The sequence below is a fragment of the Hymenobacter metallilatus genome, assembly GCF_003944705.1.
GTDB lineage: Bacteria > Bacteroidota > Bacteroidia > Cytophagales > Hymenobacteraceae > Hymenobacter > Hymenobacter metallilatus.
In genome coordinates this window covers 101,698-120,343 of the sequence record NZ_RWIS01000006.1, presented here as the reverse complement: position 1 = coordinate 120,343, position 18,646 = coordinate 101,698, and the positions used below count along the sequence as shown (strand labels likewise).

Sequence of the window (18,646 nt, the reverse complement as noted above, 5' to 3'; positions counted from 1 at the left end):
CCGTTTCTCGCCCCCATGAATACTCGTCTGGAACAATCTTTCCGGGAAGCCGATCAGGCCCGGGAGGAGCTTACTGAATCGTTGGCCAACTCTGTGGCGGCCAATTGCGACCTGTTGCACCACGGGCTGGTAAGTGCCAAAGGCCTCGAAGTAACCACCGAAATGTACCGGCACCTGCTCAGCAACCTGTTGCGTCATTCCTCGGGCGAGGTTCGGACTCAGGTGCTGACGCAGTTTAATGAGTCGATTGAAAAGTTCTGGCCCAAAGTGCAGGCAGGTAAGCCCGGTCAGCTCTCTGGCAGCGGCCAGTAGCTCCTGCCTCCCTCCCGCCCCGCGGCAGTACCAGCACCCCGTAGCACTTCGCTCTGCCGTCAGGAGCGTACTGCTGTGGGGTGCTGATTTTGTATCTTCGCGGCTGCTTACGTACCCTTTTCGGTTCAAAGGCTAACTCCCTTTCGCCACTTATTCATGCCTACTTCCCCCCAGGAAATTGAGCTGCTTCTGCCCCCGGAAGTAGCCTACAATGAGCTGGCCCGCTACCGGGCCCTGCTCGATGCCGCCGGTCTGATGCCGGGCCAGGCCGACTTTGTGCACCTGCGCCGCCGCTCCATTGATGCCCGGGGCCGCCAGCCACTGGTGCGGTTACGCGCCGATATTTACCGCGCTGCCCCGCCCGCTGAGTTATTCGGCCCTTGGTTTCGCTACCCCGATGTACGGCAGGCCACCCGCTCAGTAGTGATAGTGGGAGCCGGTCCGGCGGGGTTGTTTGCGGCTTTGCGGGCCATTGAGCTAGGCATCAAGCCCATTGTGCTGGAGCGCGGCAAAGACGTGCGTACCCGCCGCCGCGACTTGGCGGCCCTCAACAAAGAGCACCGCGTAAACCCCGACAGCAATTACTGCTTCGGCGAGGGCGGGGCCGGTACCTACTCCGATGGCAAGCTGTATACCCGCTCCACCAAGCGCGGCGACATTCAGCGCATCCTGCGCATTCTGGTGCAGCACGGTGCCACCCCCGACATTCTGGTGGATGCTCACCCGCATATTGGCACCAACAAGCTGCCGTACGTAGTAGCCGCCCTGCGCGACACGATACTGGCGGCCGGGGGCGAGGTGCGCTTCGATACCCGGGTGGATGACCTGCTGCTGACGGGCCCGCACCTGCGTGGGGTAGTAACCAGCACCGGCCAGGAGCTGACCGCCGACGCCGTTATTCTGGCCACCGGCCACTCGGCCCGCGACGTATACGAGTTGCTGCACCGGCGCGGCGTGCTCATCGAGGCCAAGCCCTTTGCCCTGGGTGTGCGCGTGGAGCACCCCCAGCAGCTCATCGACCAGGCCCAGTACCGCCGCCCCAACCGGGGCGAGCTACCAGCCGCTTCCTATGCCCTGGTACACCAAACACAGTGGCAGCAGCGGCAGCGGGGCGTGTTTTCGTTCTGCATGTGCCCGGGCGGCTTTATCGTGCCAGCTGCCACTGCTCCCGGCGAGGTAGTGGTAAACGGCATGAGCCCCAGCCGCCGCGACTCCCGCTTTGCCAACTCGGGCATTGTGGCGGCCGTGGAGTTGGAGGATATGGACCTGCGCCAGCACGGGGCCCTGGCCGGCCTGCGGTTCCAGCAGGAAATTGAGCAACGGGCCTGCCGCCTGGCCGGGAGCACTCAACTAGCCCCGGCCCAACTCCTGGGCGACTTTCTGAAAAAGAAAACTTCGGCTCAACTGCTGGAAACCAGCTACCAGCCCGGCCTGGTGTCGGTGCCGATGGAGGAGGTGCTTGGGGCCGGCCTCTCGGAACGCCTGCGTCAGGGCTTCCAGAACTTCGGCCGCAAAATTCCCGGCTACGCAACCAACCTGGCCCAGATTGTAGGCGTGGAAAGCCGGACCTCCTCCCCGGTCCGCATCCCCCGCGACCGGGAAACGCTGCAGCACCCCGAGGTGCGGGGCCTGTTTCCCTGCGGGGAAGGAGCCGGGTACGCTGGCGGTATTGTGTCGGCGGCCATGGATGGGGAACGGTGCGCCGAGGCGGTGCTGGCAGCCTTATAAGCTCTTCGCGCGGCTCGTTTTTTTTTTTTGCTGACTAGTTTTACTGAATTGCCTGGCTCTCTGCCCGATTTTTGCGTTACACCCTGCTTACCTCACCCGCCAGTGACGGTTGACCGCCCCTGGTCGGCGAAAATAACCACCTATCAACAAGAAATGACCATGAAAAAGACCCTGGTGCTGGGCGCTACCGATAATCCCGCCCGCTATGCCTACCGCGCCGTTCATCAATTGAAAAGCCACGGCCACGAGGTAGTGCCGGTAGGTATCCGCAAAGGCCAGGTAGCCGGCCTGGAAATCCGCAACGACCGGCCCGCCGCCGAGGGGGTAGATACTGTAACGCTCTACGTAGGCCCGCAGAATCAGCCCGCCTGGTACGATTATATCCTCGACCTGCAGCCCAAGCGTATCATTTTCAATCCTGGCACCGAAAACCCCGAACTGGAGGAACTGGCCCATCAGCGCGGCATCCAGACCGAAGAAGCCTGCACGCTGGTGATGCTTAGCGTAGGTCAGTACTAACGCGCTTACCACCTTACCGCAGGGCCGCGCTGTTCCGTGAGCAGCGCGGCCTTGTTGTGCCGGTATTGTGGCCTAGCGCACAACTTCAAACCAGCCCTTGTAGCTGGTACCATCTTCGAGCTGGAAGAGGTAGTAGTACATGCCCTGGGCCTGCTCCTGGCCGCCGTAGTCGTTGCGGTAGTTGCGGGTCTGGTACACCTGCCTGCCCCAGCGGGAGAAGATGGTGAGCGTGTTGCGCGGGTAGAGGGCCACGTTGTCGATAACCAGCACGTCGTTCTTGCCGTCGCCGTTGGGGGTGATGATGTTGTAGAAGCCCAGCCGATTCTCAAACGTCACGCAGGCGTCGTTGGAGGCCGAGGTGCGGGCCGTGGCGTCGGTGCTGACGGCCTGCACCCGGAAGCACTGGTTGAAGCCGGCCGTGCTGCTGGGCAGCTCTAGGTTCAGCACCGAGCCGGCCACGGTACCCACCAGCTCGGCCGCGCCATTGTCGGCCACGCGGCTGATCTGGTATTCCTTCACCGCGAAGCCCTGGTAGGCACTCCAACTCACCTGCACTTGGCCCACGTTGCGGCCCCCGGTGCTCTGGGTGGCCGTGGCGGTGGTGAGGATGGTGGTGTGGGTCTGGCTGCTGAGCACGGTGCCGCAGGCGTTGGTCAGGTTGAGTTGGTACTGATAGGCCTTGCGGTCGGCCTCCACGCCCGTATCGGTGAAGGCGGTAGCCGAGTTGGCCACGGTGCCCACGGTGGTGTAGGCGCCGGTGCTGCCGGCGTCGCGGCGCAGAATCTGCACCCGGTTGCCGTTGCCGCTGTTACCGGGCACCTGCAGGGCCAGCGTGATGCTGCGGTCCTGGGCGGCGGCCTCCACCGAGGCCGTGTTCAGCTGCACGGCGGCGTTGTCGGGGCGGATGGTGAAGGTGGCCGCGCAGCTCTGGCTGCCAGGCTCCGCTACGCTGAGCGTGACGGTAGTTGTACCGGCCGGCACCTGTACCGTGATGCTGCCGGTGCCCTGACCTGCCGTAATGGTGCCCCCGGTAATTGTCCACTGGTACCGGCCGTTGGGTGCCCCGCTCACCGAAAAGGTCAGTGAGCCGCTGCCGGAGGTGCAATAAAACGGCGTCCCGACGATGGTTAGCGGCAGCACAGTAATCCGGACCACCGTAATGCCGGTTTTTCGGTTGCAGTCTTCATCGGTACCGCTTAGCACAACATCATAAGGAATAGCCCGGGCATTGCCGCAGTGGGCCGCAAACCGGAACCGCCCCTGCACCGTTCCAACCCCGCTCAGGCTGACTGAGCCCACGGCCCCGCCCGCCGGCACACTTCCGGGTTGGTTGTTGAGGAATGCCTCAAAGGGGCCAGGCCCATCCAGCAGGGAGCTGCTGGCCCGGAGCGTGAGGGCCTGCCCCTCCGGATCGGAGGCCGTCACGTCGAATTCCAGCGTCTGGCCCTCTACCACGGTCAGGTTGCGGACGTTGCCGGTGGAAGTAGCCAGCTGGGGCGTTGCATTGGGCTGGCAGGTGCGGGTCAGGAGCTGAACGTCGCGTCGGGTGGTGCCCAGCAGCACCTCCTGCCCGTTTACCATCCGGTACTCCTTTACATCCACGGCTACAATAAACGACCCGTTCAGGGAAGTAAAATAGCGGGTTACGCCGGTTGCGGGGTCTATTTGGGCGCTGCCGCCCGCCCCAAACGGCTGGCTCACCCCAAAGCCCGTGGTATACCGGAGGGGGGTAAACGGCATGGCGCTATCATCCTGGGCGCTACCCACTGCCCCGTAAGGCGTCCCGAAGGAATAGCTTAGCCGGTCCCCGTCGGCATCGTAGGCAGTATTGAGCACTAGGCTGGTGTCGGCGCGGCAAATAAACACCACCGCCGTGTCCGGAAATACCGGCGAGGTGTTGGGCAGCTGGGGCGGGGCCATTTCCGAAAACAGCGTCATGGACACGCTACCCGAGTTCTGCACATTCAGGATACCGGCATTACGGGCCGTTACGTTGCACACGGCGTAGTAGCCGGAGGGCGAAACCGGCAGATTCACCACCATCTTATACACGGCCAGGGTAATGCCGACCACCCCGGTAGGTGGCAGCCCGCAGGAGGTACTGGACGCGGGGTTGATGGTGGTGATGCTGGTGCGGGCAAAGCGCTCTTCGGCTACCACCGGGTTGTTGGTTGAGCGACTGTGAAACAGGACGAAAATGGAGGTGGCCCCGCTGGGAATGGAGGAGTTCTGGTTGATGTAATGCGTTACTACCACCTCGTAGCGGAACGGCCGGGCGGCCGGGCCGGCATTATCCAGGTATTTATAGGTGATTTCGCCCCCCATCAGGTGAGAGGCCGAGGCCGGCAGCGCTGCCGCAAGCAGGAGCAGCAGCCAGCTCAGGCGTAAAAACAGGTTCATGGCAACAGAAAGAAGATACACGGAGATACGTAGTTTGGAATGCGTCGGCAAGCGTTCCGGACGCAGATAGCAGAGCGCCAGACCGGGTGCACCCGCCCCTCATGTGCAGATAAACCAAGCCGCCTGCCCCTTCGCTTACCGGTTTGCTGTATTTAAGGTCGTTTTTTTCTTACTTCCAGGCAACCACCTGTGCGCCGGCTGCATCTAGCCCCCCAAACGACCTGCCCCTGACCCTACTTTACCCTTTCTTCCCGTGACCGAAGCCGAGTTGATAGCCGCCTGCCGTGAGGGCAGCAGCCGGGCCCAGAAACTGCTCTATGAGCGGTTTGCGGGCCTGATGCTGGGCATATGCTTACGTTACCTGCGGCGGCGCGAAGATGCGGAAGAGGCCCTGATTGTGGGCTTCACCAAAGTTTTCCGGGCCCTGGATCAGTACCGGCACGAGGGTTCGTTTGAGGGCTGGATCCGGCGGATTGTGGTGAACGAGGCCCTGGGTATGCTGCGCCGCAAGGAACCCCTGCACATGGCCATCGACGAGTTAACCTACGACGTGCCGACCACCGCCGCCGAAGCCGAAAGCCAGCTCAACGCCCAGGACATGCTGGCCGTACTGGCCGAATTGCCCGCTGGCTACCGCACGGTATTCAACCTGTACGCCCTGGAAGGCTACACCCACCCCGAAATTGGCGAGCTGCTGGGTATTTCGGAGGGCACCAGCAAGTCGCAGCTCAGCAAGGCCCGGGCCATGCTCCAGCGCCGCCTCGCGGTGGCCGGAGCCCAGGCCCGGCCCACTACCACCTCACTCTACACCTACTAGCCTCATGCAACCCGAAGATATCGACAAGCTGTTCCGCGACCGGCTGGCGGACCACGCTCCTACGCCGCCCGCGTTTCTGTGGGACGAAATAGCAGCTGAAATTCAGCCCCGCAAGCGCCGCCCGGTGCTGTGGCTGGCTGCGGCCGCCGTAGCCCTGCTCGCGCTGCTGGGCGGCACCTGGTGGGTAGTGGTAGGCGGCGCCGGTCACTCAGCCACGCAACCGGAAATGGCGGCTGCCACGCCCCGCCGGCCCGCAGCTCCGGCCACAAAAAATAGTGTACAGCCCCAGGCAACCCCCGCCCCCACTTCTCCATCTAGCCCCTCAGAAGCCCCGGCCCCCGAGCCGGCCGCCGCAGTGGCCACTGCGGTGCCCTCTTCCGAAACCCGGTCCGTGGGTGTACAACCGGACCCCGCTTCGGAAGCCCGCCGGCCCGACCGGCCCCGTGCTTCGGACCCGCGCCAGCTGGCGCAGGCTACTACCCGGACCGCTTCGCCAGAACTGCCGGCTCCTGCTCTTCAGCCCACTCGTCCGGAGCGCGGGCCTGAGCCCGAGCCCAGCCCTCTTCCGGAGCTTGCCACCCACTCAGTAGCCCTCACCGGCCCCATTGAGGTAGAAGTCCGGCCCGCGGCCGTGGCTCCTGCCCCGGCCGCCCCGGCCCACCGGCCCCGCCTGGTATCCTTGCTGCGGCAGGCCCGCAACGTGGTGCAGGGCGAGAAAGTGAGCCTTACGGCCGCTGGCATTCCCGAAACCGTGACGGTGCAGGCCCGCGTGGCGGGCCACACCCTCACCAAAGTCATCCAACTCTAACTCTCCCGCTTTTTGCGCCCTTCGTTATGAAACGCTTCCCCGTTCTCGTCGCCGCTCTGCTCCTTGGTACTGCCACTGCCGGTCAGGCCAAAACGCTTGCCCGCCCCACCACCGTGGCCAACGATGATACCATTGTGGTGAAACTGCCCAACCAGGCCAGCATGACGCTGTATGTGAAGAACAAAGCCCAGCTCCGCGAGCTGCGCCAGTACAAGCTCGATTCGCTGCTGGTGCTGCTGGATGGGTACATCAGCCAGGCCGAAGCCGCCGGCAAAAACTCCAAGGCGGAGCAGGTAACCATGGAGTTCTACCCGGCCAAGGAGCAGCCCGGCAAGCAGGTACCCGAGCAAATCCGTATTACGGTGCGCAACCAGGGTACCGGAGCTAAAGCCACTAAATCGGCCGACCACGTGGACGTGACCCTGGGCCGGGTGTTCGGGGTATCGGTGGAGGAGAGTACCGACGGCGGCTCCGACCACGTATCGGTGCGGGTGGGTACGTCGGCAGCTTCCGACTCCGTGCGCAATGCCGAGCGTAAAGCCAAGCAGGAGGAGCGCCGGAACCGTGCCGTTCACAGTAATTTCGACATTGACCTGGGCGTGAATGCGCTGGTAAACAAATCGGTGCCGCAAAACCAGTTTGCGCCCGACCTGCGGCCCATTGCCTCGCGCTACCTCAGCCTTAACTGGCACTACGATGTCCGGGTGGGTGGCAAGGGCTCGCCCTTGTTCCTGCGCACCGGCCCCGAGGTAGCCTTCAACAACTACATGCTCGACAACAACTACCAGTTTGTGAATACCAACGGCGTCACGACCATTGTAAAGGCCGATGCCGGCCGCAACCTGGAGAAAAGCAAGCTGGCCGTGACCAGCATCAACCTGCCCCTGATGCCCATGCTCAACTTCCAGGATAAGAAGGGTAAGGATGCGTTTCGCCTCGGGGCCGGGGGCTTCATCGGCTACCGCCTGGGCTCCCACACCAAAATCAAGTATGAAGCCGACGGCGGCACCAAGAAAGACAAGGACCGGGGCAGCTACAACCTGGAGGACTTCCAGTACGGCGTGCAGGGCATCGTGGGCATCCGGGGCATCGACCTGTTCGTGAAATATAACCTCAACGACACGTTCAAAAGCAACCGGGGCCCCCAGGCCCAGACGCTCAGCTTCGGCTTCTCGCTGTTGAATTAGGATAAGGGATGAGGGATAAAGGATGACATTGCGAGTAGCGCGAAGCGCCCGCAGAACAGCGCAGCTAATCCTTCATTTTTTAAAATGATACGCTTTCTAACGCAAAAGCCCCCAACGTCAGCACTGACGTTGGGGGCTTTTGCGTAGGGCAGAGCCAAGAGCAGCGTGAAGCAATTACAGCCCTCATCCTTTATCCTTTATCCCTCAACCTACCTCATGCCGGTAGAAGTTATCCAGCAGAATTGCCGCCGATACGGCTACGTTGAGGCTTTCGGCCTGGCCCCGGCCCGGAATGTGCAGGCGCTGGGTGAGGCAGGCCTCAACGGGGGGCGTGAGGCCGTGGCTTTCACTACCCATTACTAGCACGCCGGTTGGCCGCAGGGTGAGGCGGTGGACATTGTCGCCGTGCAGGTCGGCCCCGTACACGGGCAGTTCCTGGGGCAACCCGCCGAGCCACTCGGGGAGGTTGCGCTGCCACACCGGCACCCGGGTGAAGGAGCCCATAGTAGCCACCACGGTTTTGGGCGCCCAGGGGTCGGCACAGGTATCGGAGCACACCACCCCGGCCAGCCCGTACCAGTCGGCCAGGCGAATAAGGGTGCCCACGTTGCCTGGGTCGCGCACTTCATCCAGGGCCAGCAGCAACTGACCGGGGGCGGGCTGCAAGGGCTTTTCCGGGGGCAAACGCGCCACGGCCAGGGCCGTATTGTTGGTACTGAGTGTGCTCAGGCGGGTTAATTCCTCCTCCGAAACAACTTCAACGGGTACCCCGGCGGGCACTTCGGCACGAATTTTCTCCAGGAATTCCGGCGTACCAATGAGGCGTTCCGTTAGAATCCCGGAACTTAGCAGCTCCCGCACGCTTTTGCCGCCTTCCACCAGGAAGGCCTCGTGCCGGAGCCGGTACTTCTTCAGGTGCAGCGCGTGCACGTATTTCGCTACTGCTTTTGATACCATATTCGCAATTGAACGGGTGGCCCCAGCGGGCCCTGTTTTCTGGAAAACTCACCTCGGGCCTGGCCCTGGGCAGCCTGCTGCTGGCCGGGGGCCTCAGCGCCTGCTCACCGCTGAAGCTGCTGAAGCCGGGCCAGCGCCTGCTAAGCCGCGTAAAGGTAGAAGGCACCCAAAATGCCGATACGGAGCGGTTGCAGGCTCTGGTGCAGCAAAAGCCGAACAGCACCTTCCCGCTGCCAAAGGTAGCCATCTACCAGCTAGGTCGCTCATTTTATAACCAGGAGCGCATTCAGCGTAAGCTCGATGAGGACCGCACCCACTACGACGGCCTCATTAAGGCAGCCGGCACCGACTCGGCGGAGGTGGGCAAGCTGCTCACCAAGCGGGAGCGGCATACCCGCCGCCACCAATTGGCCCTGGACAAAGGCAACTCAATTATGCGCCTGGGCGAGGCCCCGGTCATCTACGATTCGTCGCTCACGGCCGTGTCGGTTACCCAGCTGGCTATATTTCTGAAGTCCAAGGGATTTTTCCGCAGCTCTGTATCCGCTACGGATACGGTGCCCACGGAGCGGTTTGCCCCCTTCCGGATTTTTGCCCTCAAGTCACCTTTTCACACCGATTCGCAGCGCGTAACGGTGGTATACCGGATTCAGGAGGGGCCGGCGTTTCACTACTCGCAGCTGGACTATGACATTGCCGATACGGCCGTGGCCCGGCGGGTACTGGCCAGTCAGGCCCAGAGCCTGCTGCACGTAGGCAACCAGTACGATGAGGAAACCATTGGGGCGGAGCGGAACCGCATTGAGGCCCTGCTGAAAAATCAGGGCTTCTTCGATTTTCGGCAGCAGTATATTACCCTGGAAGCCGATACCAGCTTTGCTCCCACCACCGTGCGGCTGCGTACCCTCATTAGCCGCCCGGCCCGGGGCGGGCAGCACCGGCTGTACACCATCCGGAACGTCAACTTTATCACCGATGCCGGCCTGATACGCTTTGGGCAGCGGCGCGATACCCTGGTGCGCGATTCGGTGCGCTACCTGGCCTACCGGCACCGCTTCAGCACCAAGGCCCTGGACCAGAAGCTGCAGGTGCGCCCCGGCCAGCCGTACAGCCTCGCCAAAACCCAGCAGACCCAGCGTCAGCTTTCCGGCCTGGATATGTTCCGGTTCAGCACCGTAACGTACCGCCGGGTGCGGGGCCCGGAGGCCGCCGCCGATTCGGCCCAGGGCCAGCTGGACGCCACCGTGAATGCCTCCCCGGCCAAAAAATTCCAGGAAACCACCGAGTTTGGCGGCACCTACGTGGCCCGGCAAGTGGGGCCGTTCGGCAACGTGCGCCTGAAAGTGCGCAACGTATTTGGCGGCGCCGAGGTGCTGGAATTTGGGGTACGGGCGGGTTTTGAGGGCCAGTACGACCTCACCGGCCTTACGCAGAGCGACGTACAATCGGCGAACCTGAAAAGCCAGCTGACCACCCAGCTGGGGGCGAACGTAAACCTGGTGCTGCCGCAGTTTCTGGTACCCTGGCGGGCCAACCGCTACCTGAGCCAGTACAACCCACGCACCCGCTTCAACGCCTCGTACACCTACGTGCAGCGGCCCGAATACACCCGCACCAACGTAGAGGGCACCTTCGATTACCTCTGGCAGCCCTCACCCTTCGCCCAGATTGTGCTGACCCCGATTGACGTGAGCGTTATCCGGACGGCTTCCATTGATACGTCTTTCCGCAATACCCTGGAAAGGCTGCGCATCAACCAGGGCTCGCCTCTCTACCGCAGCTTTGATAACCTGTTCATTCCCAGTTTCAACGCCACCTACCTATACAATTCCAACGACTTCACCCAAACCCGCAGTGCGCACTACCTGCGGCTGTTTGCCGAGTTGGGTGGCCTTACCCGGGGCCTGTATCAGCAGGAGCCGCTTACAAGCTACCGCAACGACCTGCGCAGCAACCGGCTGAAGGTGTATGATTTTGGTAAGCTCACGGCGGATTACCGGCGCTACTACAAGCTTACGCCCAGTACCTACTTTGTGTACCGGCTGGCTAGTGGCCTGGCCACTGCCCTCAGCAGCACCCAGCTCACAACCAAAAACAAGGATGGCTCCGATGCCGTCACGGAAACGCTCTATCTGATTCCGTACGACAAATCGTTGTTTGCGGGCGGCAGTACCAGTGTACGGGCCTGGAAGCCGCGCCGCCTGGGACCAGGCTCCTATCCAACCACTCGCACCGTCAAAAACTCGGATGGCAGCTCCACCATCGTGCGCGACTACAATACCGAGCAGCCCGGGGAGGTACTACTGGAAGGCAACGTGGAATACCGCTTCCCCATCTACAGCTTTATCAAAGGAGCCGTTTTTACTGATTTTGGCAACGTCTGGACGCTGCGTAACGACCCGCGCCCAGGGGCCACGTTCAAGCTCAACGAGTTCTACCGGCAGTTTGCGGTAGGTTCGGGCATCGGGTTCCGCTTCGATTTCGACTTCCTGATTCTGCGCCTCGACGTGGCTACCAAGGTATACGACCCCTCAGCCACCGGCAATAAGTGGATACTGCGCAATTTCAGCCTCCGCGAAGACCAGTCGGCGTTTAACCTGGGTATTGGGTACCCGTTTTAGGGTGTGAGGGTAGGCGGGTGTAGGGGTAGGAGGTAAAAGCCGGTCCTCCTGAGCGCAGCGAAGGACCTTATTACATTAGAACGGTATTTCGTAACAACGACTCGTTCCAGCGTGATAAGGTCCTTCGCTGCGCTCAGGATGACCGGCTTTTACCTCCTACCCTCACACACACTTACCCTCACACCTTCCTACCCTAAAACTACCACCCGAGCAGCTCCTGCAGAGCCGTCAGGACTTTGTCGGGGTTGGGAAGCATCTGTTTTTCCAGCTCCACGTTGAGGGCAATGGCGGGCAGATTGGCGGCTCCCAGGGTAAACACCGGAGCATCCAGCTGGCGGAAACAGTGGCGCTGGATGCGGCCGGCCAGGCTTTCGGCGAAGGAATTCAGCAAGGGTTCCTCCGTGAGCACCAGCGCTTTGCCGTGGCGGCGTACGGCCGCCTGTACCGCCTCCCAATCGAGGGGGTTAAGGGTGCGCAGGTCCAGGATTTCGACCTGGCCGGGCAGCTGGCGGCTGGCGGTTTTGGCCCAGTGTACACCCATACCGTAGGTAATAACCACGCAGGTTTCGCCCGAAGCCAACTTTTCGGCGGCGGCCACCTGGGCTACGGCGGCCCGGCCCAGGGGCAGCACGTAGCCGGCGGCGGGCTCCACGGTTTTAGCATCCTCAGTGCCGGGCACCTTGCTCCAGTACAAGCCTTTGTGCTCCAGCAGCACCACGGGATTGGGGTCGAGGAAGGCAGCGCGCAGCAGGCCTTTCATATCGGCCGCATTGCTGGGATATACCACCTTTATGCCCCGGATGGTGAGCAGGGTGCTTTCCACGGAGCCCGAGTGGTAAGGCCCGCCCCCACCATAGGCCCCCACCGGCACCCGAATCAGGCTTTGCACCGGAAACTGGCCGTTGGAGAGGTAGCAGGATTTGCTTAGCTCCTCCACCAGTTGGTTGAGGCCGGGCCAGATATAATCAGCAAACTGAATTTCGACAATGGGCTTGGCCCCCACGGCACTCATGCCGGCGGTGCTGCCCACAATATAGGCCTCCTGAATGGGCGTATTAAACACGCGGGCGTCGCCGTATTTTTTGGCCAGCAGGGCCGCTTCCCGGAACACGCCGCCCAGTTCCCCACCTACATCCTGGCCGTAGAACAACGCCTCCGGGAACTCGCGCAGAATGTCGTCCACGGCGTGCAGGGCGGCGTCTACCATCAGCGCCTTATCGGCCCCGGCGGGGCTCCGCTCCCCGGCTTCTTCGGTTACGGCCGGTGGGGCAAACTCGTGGTCCTGGAAGGTGGCCGGGTCGGGGTTGGGCGCGGCCAGGGCCCGCTCGTAGTCCTGCTGCACCGTGGTGCGGGCCTGAGCCGCCAGCTGCTGCAGCTCCTCTTCCCCAAATCCCAGCTCCAGCAGCTGCTGATGGAAGCGGGGCAACGGGTCCTGCAGGGTATGCTGGGCGAGGTTGTCGCCGCGGTACCACTCCCGGCGCACCCCGCTGGTATGGTGGCCCAGCAACGGGCATTTGGCGTGTACCAGCACCGGCCCGCGCCGCTGGCGCACGTACGCGGCGGCCTGCTGCATGCCGGCGTAGCTGGCCAGGAAGTCGGCCCCATCGAACTGCAACCGGTGCAGGCCTTTGAAACCGGCGGCAAACTCGTAGGCATCCATGCTGCGCATCTCACGACCGGTGGCCGAGATGCCCCAGTCGTTATCCTGCACCAGATAAATGATGGGCAGCTGGTGCAGCACGGCCATCTGCAGGGCCTCGGCCACTTCGCCTTCGGTCATGGCCCCGTCGCCGATGGAGCAGAGGACGAGAGGATTATGGATAAAGGATGAGGGATTAAGAATAAGGGATGAAAGGTTCTTCGCTAGTTGTTGAAACAAACCTTCACTTTGCGCTATCAACCGTCCGGCCTCCACTCCTTCATCCTTCGTCCTTAATCCCTCATCCTTTATCCCTTCCAGATACTTCATGCCGTGGGCCACGCCGGTGGCCGGAATGGCCTGCATCCCGGTAGCGGAGCTTTGGTGCGGAATGGTAGGAAAACCGGCCCGGCGTAAGGAAGGGTGACTGTAGTAGGTACGGCCGCCCGAAAACGGGTCGTCGCGCTTGGCCATGAGCTGCAGCATCAGCTCGTAAGGCTGCAGGCCCATGCCCAGCAGCATGGCATCGTCGCGGTAGTAGGGTGCGGCGTAGTCCTGGGGGCCCAGAAAGCAGGCGGCAGCCAGCTGAATGGCCTCGTGGCCCCGGGCCGTGGCGTGTACGTAGCGGGCCGTTACGGCCTTGTTTTCTTCGTAGAGGCGGGCCATTTCATCGGCCGTGCGCATCAGCAGATAGGCCCGGCGCAGCGTGGCCGCATCGGGGCGGGTGAGAGAAGCTTCCGTTTCCAGAGCAGCAGCAGTTTCAGCAGTCATGGGTGGGTGGTGAGTGCGGGGCGAAGGTACGCAAAGGCACTGATGAGGAAAACCGGCCCGGATGCGGGCGGTTCAGATGCCCGTACTGCCCCGGCCTCCCGTTCAGCCACCCGCGTTGCGTAGCTTTGCCCCATGCTCGCTACCCTCACCTTCTCCCCCGCCACCGACGCCGATATTCCTGCCCTCAACCACCTGGTAAACCGGGCCTACCGGGGCGAGGCTGCTGAACAGGGCTGGACCACCGAATCCCACCTGCTGGCCGGGCAGCGCACCGACGAGGCCGATTTGCGGGAACAGCTGCACGCCGCCGGTGCTATGTTTCTGCTGGCGCGCACGGCCGAGCAGGAGCTGGTGGGCAGCGTATACCTGCAGCAGCAAGGCCCCGAGTTGTACCTGGGCATGCTGTCCGTGGAGCCTACCCGGCAGGCCCGGGGCCTGGGCCGGCAGCTGGTAATGGCCGCCGAGGCGCACGCGCGCCGCCAGGGCTGCACGGGGATTCGCATCACCGTTATTTCGGTGCGCCACGAGCTGCTGGCCTGGTACGAGCGGCTGGGCTTCCGCCGTACCGGCGCCACCGTGGACTTTCCCACCGATACCCGCTTCGGCATTCCGCGCCACCCCGAGCCGCTGGTGCTCTTGGTGCTGCGGAAAGAGCTCTAGCAGCTTTTTCCGCTTTATTTAAGGCCTTTCACTGTTATTCTAACTCTGGTAAACAATTGGAGTTTAACGCCTGAATGCAGGGGCTCAGCTTTTTTACCTCGTTTACAATAACAGCCCTGGACTACTCAAACGCCCACCACGCTTCCCGCTTTGGCGGAGTGCCCAGCGTGTAGGCTTCACCGATGCGCGGCACCGTGACGGGCAGACCGGCGGCATCAGCGGCCGTAAGAACCAGCTGAATGGGCTCGTTCCAGGGGTGATAGGCCAGCGTGAACTTAGCCCAGTGCACCGGCAGCAGCAGCCTGGCACCGAGGTCCTGGGCGGCTTGGGCTGTTTCCTCGGGCAGGCAATGAATGGCGTGCCAGCTTAGGTTGTACTGGCCGTTTTCGAGCAAAGCCACATCAAACGGCCCGTATTGCTCCCCAATGGCCCGGAAGTGCGGCCCATAACCACTGTCGCCGCCCAGAAACAACCGGTAGTCATCCAGCTGCAGCACGTAGGAGGCCCACAATGTGCGCTGCGGCGCCAGGCTGCGGCCCGACATGTGCTGGGCGGGCGTGGCCGTGAGCTGTACGCCCGGTACCGGCTCAGCCGTTTCGTGCCAGTTGAGCTCCGTAAGCTGCTCTGGCGCGTAGCCCCAGGCCCACAAGTGGCCGCTCACGCCCAGGGGCGTAACCACGTGCTGCACTTTTGGCCGCAGCTCGGCTACGGTAGTGTAGTCGAGGTGGTCGTAATGGTCGTGGGTGAGCACCAGCACGTCGATGGGTGGCAGGTCAGCCACAGTGTACGCATCGGCGCCGGCGTAGGCTTTCACCGCAAACGACACCGGGGAGGCCGCTCCGCTGAACACGGGGTCTACCAGAATGTTGAGCCCCCGGGCCTGAATCAGGTAAGACGAGTGGCCGAACCAGATGATGGTGGGCTGCTCCGTGGCCGGATGGTGCAAATCGGTTTGCACGCTGGGCAGCGGGCGGGACGGGGTAACGGTGCGGGGCTTCCGCAAAAAATCGAGCAGCATCTTGCCCATCGGGGCCTCACCGGGGCTGAATTTCACCCCGCCCAGGTTCTGAAAGCGGCCATTCTGGTAGTTGGCAAGGCGGGTGAAATGCCGCTGAATTGCACTGCTGGGATTTTTCCCGAAAACGTGGAGCATATACATAAGTCGGCCTAACCGGGCCGGGTACGCTGGCAGACGTAATGCCAGCCGATTTACTTTACCCTACGTGGCACGATGATGACGGCGCTGCGCCGCGGCCGGAATTAGCTACCTTTGCCGTTTGTATCACCGCTCCACTTTTTGCCGCCAGGGGTAAGCGTATCGGTCTAGTTTAGCCGGCCTGCTGCCCTGCTGCCCGGCGGCTCCGTTTGCATGCAGATTCCCGTGCTTTCTCCCTTCCCCCTTCCTACCCCCCACGCCCGCTTCCGCGACACGGTGGAAGCCTGGATGCGCCAGTTTCAGGACTGGCTGTGCCAGCAGCTGGAAACCACCGACGGGCCGGGCCGCTTCCGCGAGGATGCCTGGCAGCACCACAGCGGCGGCGGGGGGCGCAGCCGCATTCTTACTGCAGGCGCTATTATTGAGAAGGGCGGGGTGAATTTCTCGGCTGTGGAAGGCCAGATGAGCGAACAGGCGGCCCGCGTGCTGCTCATGCCTGACCCAAATTATTTTGCCACCGGCGTATCGGTGGTGCAGCACCCGCGCAGCCCCCGCGTGCCCATCTCCCACATGAACGTGCGCTATTTTGAGGCCGGCAATGGGGAAGCCTGGTTCGGCGGTGGCCTGGACCTCACCCCAATTTATGTGGACGTGGAGCAGGCCCGCTGGTTTCATGAGCAGATTGCCGAGGTCTGTCAGCGCCATAGCCCGGCTTACTACGAGCGGTTCAAGCAGTGGGCCGACGAGTATTTTTACATTCCGCACCGCCAGGAAACCCGGGGCATCGGCGGCATTTTCTTCGACCGGCTCATCGTGGGCCAGGAAGCCGATGCCGACAGCCTGTTCGCCTTCGTGCGCGACGTGGCCGAGGTGTATGGGCGCACCTACACCACGCTACTGCGCCAAAATGCCGGGTTGCCCTACACTGAGCCGCAGAAACAGTGGCAACTGGTGCGCCGGGGCCGCTACGCCGAGTTCAACCTGGCCATCGACCGGGGTACGCGCTTCGGGCTGGAAACCGGGGGCCGCACCGAGAGTATCCTCATGAGTCTGCCGCCCCAGGCCGAGTGGCACTATAATCTGCAGCCCGAGCCTGGCACGGCGGAGTTTGATACCCAACGCTGGCTGCGCAAGGGCGTCGACTGGCTGAGCGCCCAACCCACACCCACTACCGCGTGTTAGCGCAGCTGCAAGCCCTGGACCGTTGGCTGCTGGTAGCGGCCAACGCCCACCGTACGCCCCGGCTGGATGCGTGGATGGTGTTCTTTACCGAACGGTTTGTCTGGTTTCCGGCCTATTTAGTCCTGCTGGTGGTACTGGCCTATCTCTACGGCCGCCGGGCCCGCCTGCTGCTGCCCTTGCTGGGCCTGAGCGTAGCCCTGGCCGACCTGATTTCCAGCCGCTTCTTCAAGCCCTACTTCGCCCGCCTGCGTCCCTGCCACGACCCCGACCTCTCGGCCACATTGAACCTGGTAAATGGGTGTGGGGGCCAGTTTGGGTTTATTTCCTCGCACGCGGCCAATGCCTTCGCGCTGGCCGTGTTTGTAGCCTTGGTACTGCCCCGCCGCTACCGCGTGGCCAAGTGGCTGCTGTTCGGATGGGCCGTGTTGGTGAGCTATAGCCGCATTTACCTGGCCGCACATTATCCTTCCGATGTGCTGGCCGGTGCCCTGCTCGGCTCCGGTTTAGCCTGGCTCTGCGCCTGGGCGTATGAGCGAATGGCGGCGCGCTGGTTTGCGCAGGCCTAGCGCCAAGCGCTGCTGCCCGGCCGAAAAACTAGTGTATACGCCGGGTACAGCTGTTCAGCTCGGAATATAGTATTCCAGCTGAGCGAGCTTACCGCGCTGAAACTTTAATACCCAAGCATCGTCGGAAATCTCACCAGTTCGCAGAGTAATAACCCAGAAGGAGGCCGTGTTTGTCTTCTGCACTCCACCTTGCTGTCCGGCTTGCGGATACAGCCGCTGAATGTGTGCCAGTGTTGTGGCACTATCCACCAGGGTGCCATCCAGCCTAGCCTTGAATCTGCCGCTCTGGAAGCCAATGGTGCGCATAACCGCCTTCTGGCCGTACACCTCAAAGTCTGACGCACCGTAGCAATACATTACGGCGTCGCTGGGGTCAGAATGTGGTGTGTCGAAGTAGCCGCAACACTCGATGGTACCCCTCTCAACCGCATCGGGCTTACCTATGTATTGGGTCAGCTCCGCGACGCTGGTTTGCAGCGGTAGTATCGTGTGCTTGTTAACTAACACCACGGGGTTATAATCTCCAACTCAGGCGGCTCCGATGCGCTTGCTGCGGGCGGAGCGGCTTCAACTGGTTTACCACCGGCCGCAGCCACACCGCCTGGCGAGTTTTGCCGCGCGTGGTTACAGGCAGCAGTCAGTAAACCAAGCACAATAACTGGCAATAGCGCTTTCTTCATGAGTGAACTACAGTTATTTGGTCAGAGCCCCAAAATACCACCGCTTGCCTACTTCCCCAGCAGCTTCGCCACGTACTTGCCCACGATGTCGAACTCCAGATTTACCCGGTGGCCGGGGCGCAGGTCCTGGAAGGTGGTGTGCTCGTAGGTGTAGGGAATGATGGCCACGGAGAAGCCATCGTCGGTGCTGTTGAAGCAGGTGAGGCTGGTGCCGTTAATGCAGATGGAGCCTTTTTCCACGGTTACGCGGCCGGGGCCGGGCTCGTGGCGGAACCGGTAGAGCCAGCTGCCGTTCTGGTCCTCCACCGATTCGCACTCGGCCGTGAGGTCCACGTGGCCCTGCACAATGTGGCCGTCGAAGCGGCCGTTGGCCGCCAGGCACCGCTCCAGGTTTACGCGGCGACCAGGCGCCCAGTGGGCCAGGTTGGTTTTTTGCAACGTCTCATCAATGGCCGTAACCACGTGGGTGCCGGCCATGCCGTCCACGGCCACCACCGTCAGGCACACGCCGTCGTGGGCCACGCTCTGGTCAATTTTCAGCTCCTGGGCAAAGCCCGACTGCACGGTGAAGTGAATGTTGGTGCCTTCGCGGCGCACTTCCTGAATGATGCCTAAGCCTTCTACAATACCTGTGAACATGGCA

Annotated in this window: 16 protein-coding genes; 10 read left to right on the top strand and 6 right to left on the bottom strand. The window is 62.4% G+C overall.

The window, feature by feature from the left end:
* Positions 1-15 precede the first annotated feature (15 nt).
* From EI290_RS10635 to EI290_RS10625, 3 genes are all read left to right on the top strand, one after another.
* Positions 16-312: a hypothetical protein gene (locus EI290_RS10635; protein ID WP_125429571.1), complete on the top strand. Its 297-nt coding sequence runs from the start codon at positions 16-18 to the stop codon at positions 310-312.
* 156 nt (positions 313-468) lie between these two features.
* The gene (locus tag EI290_RS10630) at positions 469-2,040 is read left to right on the top strand and encodes an NAD(P)/FAD-dependent oxidoreductase (protein WP_125429568.1); all 1,572 of its coding nucleotides are present in this window, start codon (positions 469-471) and stop codon (positions 2,038-2,040) included.
* 159 nt (positions 2,041-2,199) lie between these two features.
* On the top strand, positions 2,200-2,559 hold the full coding sequence (locus tag EI290_RS10625; RefSeq protein WP_125429565.1) for a CoA-binding protein: 360 nt from the start codon (positions 2,200-2,202) through the stop codon (positions 2,557-2,559).
* Between the two features lie 72 nt (positions 2,560-2,631).
* On the opposite strand, the gene EI290_RS10620 is transcribed toward EI290_RS10625, so the two are convergent.
* Positions 2,632-4,959 carry a T9SS type B sorting domain-containing protein gene (locus EI290_RS10620; protein WP_125429562.1) on the bottom strand — a complete coding sequence of 776 codons (2,328 nt, stop codon included), beginning with the start codon at positions 4,957-4,959 and terminating at the stop codon, positions 2,632-2,634.
* Between the two features lie 253 nt (positions 4,960-5,212).
* On the opposite strand from EI290_RS10620, the gene EI290_RS10615 reads away from it, so the two are divergent.
* From EI290_RS10615 to EI290_RS10605, 3 genes are read left to right on the top strand one after another with little or no spacing between them, the layout of a single operon-like run.
* Positions 5,213-5,776 carry an RNA polymerase sigma factor gene (locus EI290_RS10615; RefSeq protein ID WP_125429560.1) on the top strand — a complete coding sequence of 188 codons (564 nt, stop codon included), beginning with the start codon at positions 5,213-5,215 and terminating at the stop codon, positions 5,774-5,776.
* A gap of 4 nt (positions 5,777-5,780) precedes the next feature.
* Entirely contained in the window at positions 5,781-6,584 is an 804-nt protein-coding gene (locus tag EI290_RS10610; RefSeq protein ID WP_125429557.1) for a hypothetical protein, read from the top strand.
* A gap of 26 nt (positions 6,585-6,610) precedes the next feature.
* A complete protein-coding gene (locus EI290_RS10605; protein ID WP_125429554.1) occupies positions 6,611-7,771 on the top strand; it encodes an outer membrane beta-barrel protein in 1,161 nt (386 codons plus the stop codon).
* A gap of 204 nt (positions 7,772-7,975) precedes the next feature.
* Here the strand turns inward: EI290_RS10605 and EI290_RS10600 are convergent, their stop codons facing one another.
* Positions 7,976-8,728 carry an RNA methyltransferase gene (locus EI290_RS10600; RefSeq protein WP_125429551.1) on the bottom strand — a complete coding sequence of 251 codons (753 nt, stop codon included), beginning with the start codon at positions 8,726-8,728 and terminating at the stop codon, positions 7,976-7,978.
* Between EI290_RS10600 and tamL the strand changes: the two genes are divergently transcribed.
* Complete coding sequence (gene tamL, locus EI290_RS10595; RefSeq protein WP_125429548.1) at positions 8,719-11,349, top strand: translocation and assembly module lipoprotein TamL; 2,631 nt, start codon at positions 8,719-8,721, stop codon at positions 11,347-11,349. The two genes, EI290_RS10600 and tamL, sit on opposite strands and share 10 nt — an antisense overlap.
* Positions 11,350-11,548: 199 nt before the next feature.
* On the opposite strand, the gene EI290_RS10590 is transcribed toward tamL, so the two are convergent.
* A complete protein-coding gene (locus EI290_RS10590; protein WP_125429545.1) occupies positions 11,549-13,759 on the bottom strand; it encodes an alpha-ketoacid dehydrogenase subunit alpha/beta in 2,211 nt (736 codons plus the stop codon).
* A 132-nt stretch (positions 13,760-13,891) separates the two neighbouring features.
* Between EI290_RS10590 and EI290_RS10585 the strand changes: the two genes are divergently transcribed.
* Entirely contained in the window at positions 13,892-14,419 is a 528-nt protein-coding gene (locus EI290_RS10585) for a GNAT family N-acetyltransferase (protein ID WP_125429542.1), read from the top strand.
* Between the two features lie 121 nt (positions 14,420-14,540).
* Here EI290_RS10585 and EI290_RS10580 read toward each other — a convergent pair whose 3' ends face one another.
* On the bottom strand, positions 14,541-15,572 hold the full coding sequence (locus EI290_RS10580; protein WP_246008920.1) for an MBL fold metallo-hydrolase: 1,032 nt from the start codon (positions 15,570-15,572) through the stop codon (positions 14,541-14,543).
* 228 nt (positions 15,573-15,800) lie between these two features.
* On the opposite strand from EI290_RS10580, the gene hemF reads away from it, so the two are divergent.
* Entirely contained in the window at positions 15,801-16,757 is a 957-nt protein-coding gene (gene hemF / locus EI290_RS10575; protein WP_262706453.1) for an oxygen-dependent coproporphyrinogen oxidase, read from the top strand.
* A complete protein-coding gene (locus tag EI290_RS10570; RefSeq protein ID WP_125429534.1) occupies positions 16,751-17,323 on the top strand; it encodes a phosphatase PAP2 family protein in 573 nt (190 codons plus the stop codon). Before hemF ends, EI290_RS10570 begins: the two co-directional genes overlap by 7 nt.
* Before the next feature lie 54 nt (positions 17,324-17,377).
* Here EI290_RS10570 and EI290_RS10565 read toward each other — a convergent pair whose 3' ends face one another.
* Positions 17,378-17,833, bottom strand: a complete 456-nt coding sequence (locus tag EI290_RS10565; RefSeq protein WP_125429531.1) for a hypothetical protein — start codon at positions 17,831-17,833, stop codon at positions 17,378-17,380.
* Between the two features lie 218 nt (positions 17,834-18,051).
* Positions 18,052-18,642, bottom strand: a complete 591-nt coding sequence (locus EI290_RS10560; protein WP_125429528.1) for a riboflavin synthase — start codon at positions 18,640-18,642, stop codon at positions 18,052-18,054.
* Positions 18,643-18,646 lie beyond the last annotated feature (4 nt).

Bases quoted from the DNA above. Each gene is read 5' to 3' on its own strand.
- EI290_RS10635 (WP_125429571.1), top strand. From the start codon at position 16: ATGAATACTCGTCTGGAACAATCTTTCCGGGAAGCCGATCAGGCCCGG.
- EI290_RS10630 (WP_125429568.1), top strand. From the start codon at position 469: ATGCCTACTTCCCCCCAGGAAATTGAGCTGCTTCTGCCCCCGGAAGTA.
- EI290_RS10625 (WP_125429565.1), top strand. From the start codon at position 2,200: ATGAAAAAGACCCTGGTGCTGGGCGCTACCGATAATCCCGCCCGCTAT.
- EI290_RS10620 (WP_125429562.1), bottom strand. From the start codon at position 4,959: ATGAACCTGTTTTTACGCCTGAGCTGGCTGCTGCTCCTGCTTGCGGCA.
- EI290_RS10610 (WP_125429557.1), top strand. From the start codon at position 5,781: ATGCAACCCGAAGATATCGACAAGCTGTTCCGCGACCGGCTGGCGGAC.
- EI290_RS10605 (WP_125429554.1), top strand. From the start codon at position 6,611: ATGAAACGCTTCCCCGTTCTCGTCGCCGCTCTGCTCCTTGGTACTGCC.
- EI290_RS10600 (WP_125429551.1), bottom strand. From the start codon at position 8,728: ATGGTATCAAAAGCAGTAGCGAAATACGTGCACGCGCTGCACCTGAAG.
- EI290_RS10590 (WP_125429545.1), bottom strand. From the start codon at position 13,759: ATGACTGCTGAAACTGCTGCTGCTCTGGAAACGGAAGCTTCTCTCACC.
- EI290_RS10585 (WP_125429542.1), top strand. From the start codon at position 13,892: ATGCTCGCTACCCTCACCTTCTCCCCCGCCACCGACGCCGATATTCCT.
- EI290_RS10580 (WP_246008920.1), bottom strand. From the start codon at position 15,572: ATGCTCCACGTTTTCGGGAAAAATCCCAGCAGTGCAATTCAGCGGCAT.
- EI290_RS10560 (WP_125429528.1), bottom strand. From the start codon at position 18,642: ATGTTCACAGGTATTGTAGAAGGCTTAGGCATCATTCAGGAAGTGCGC.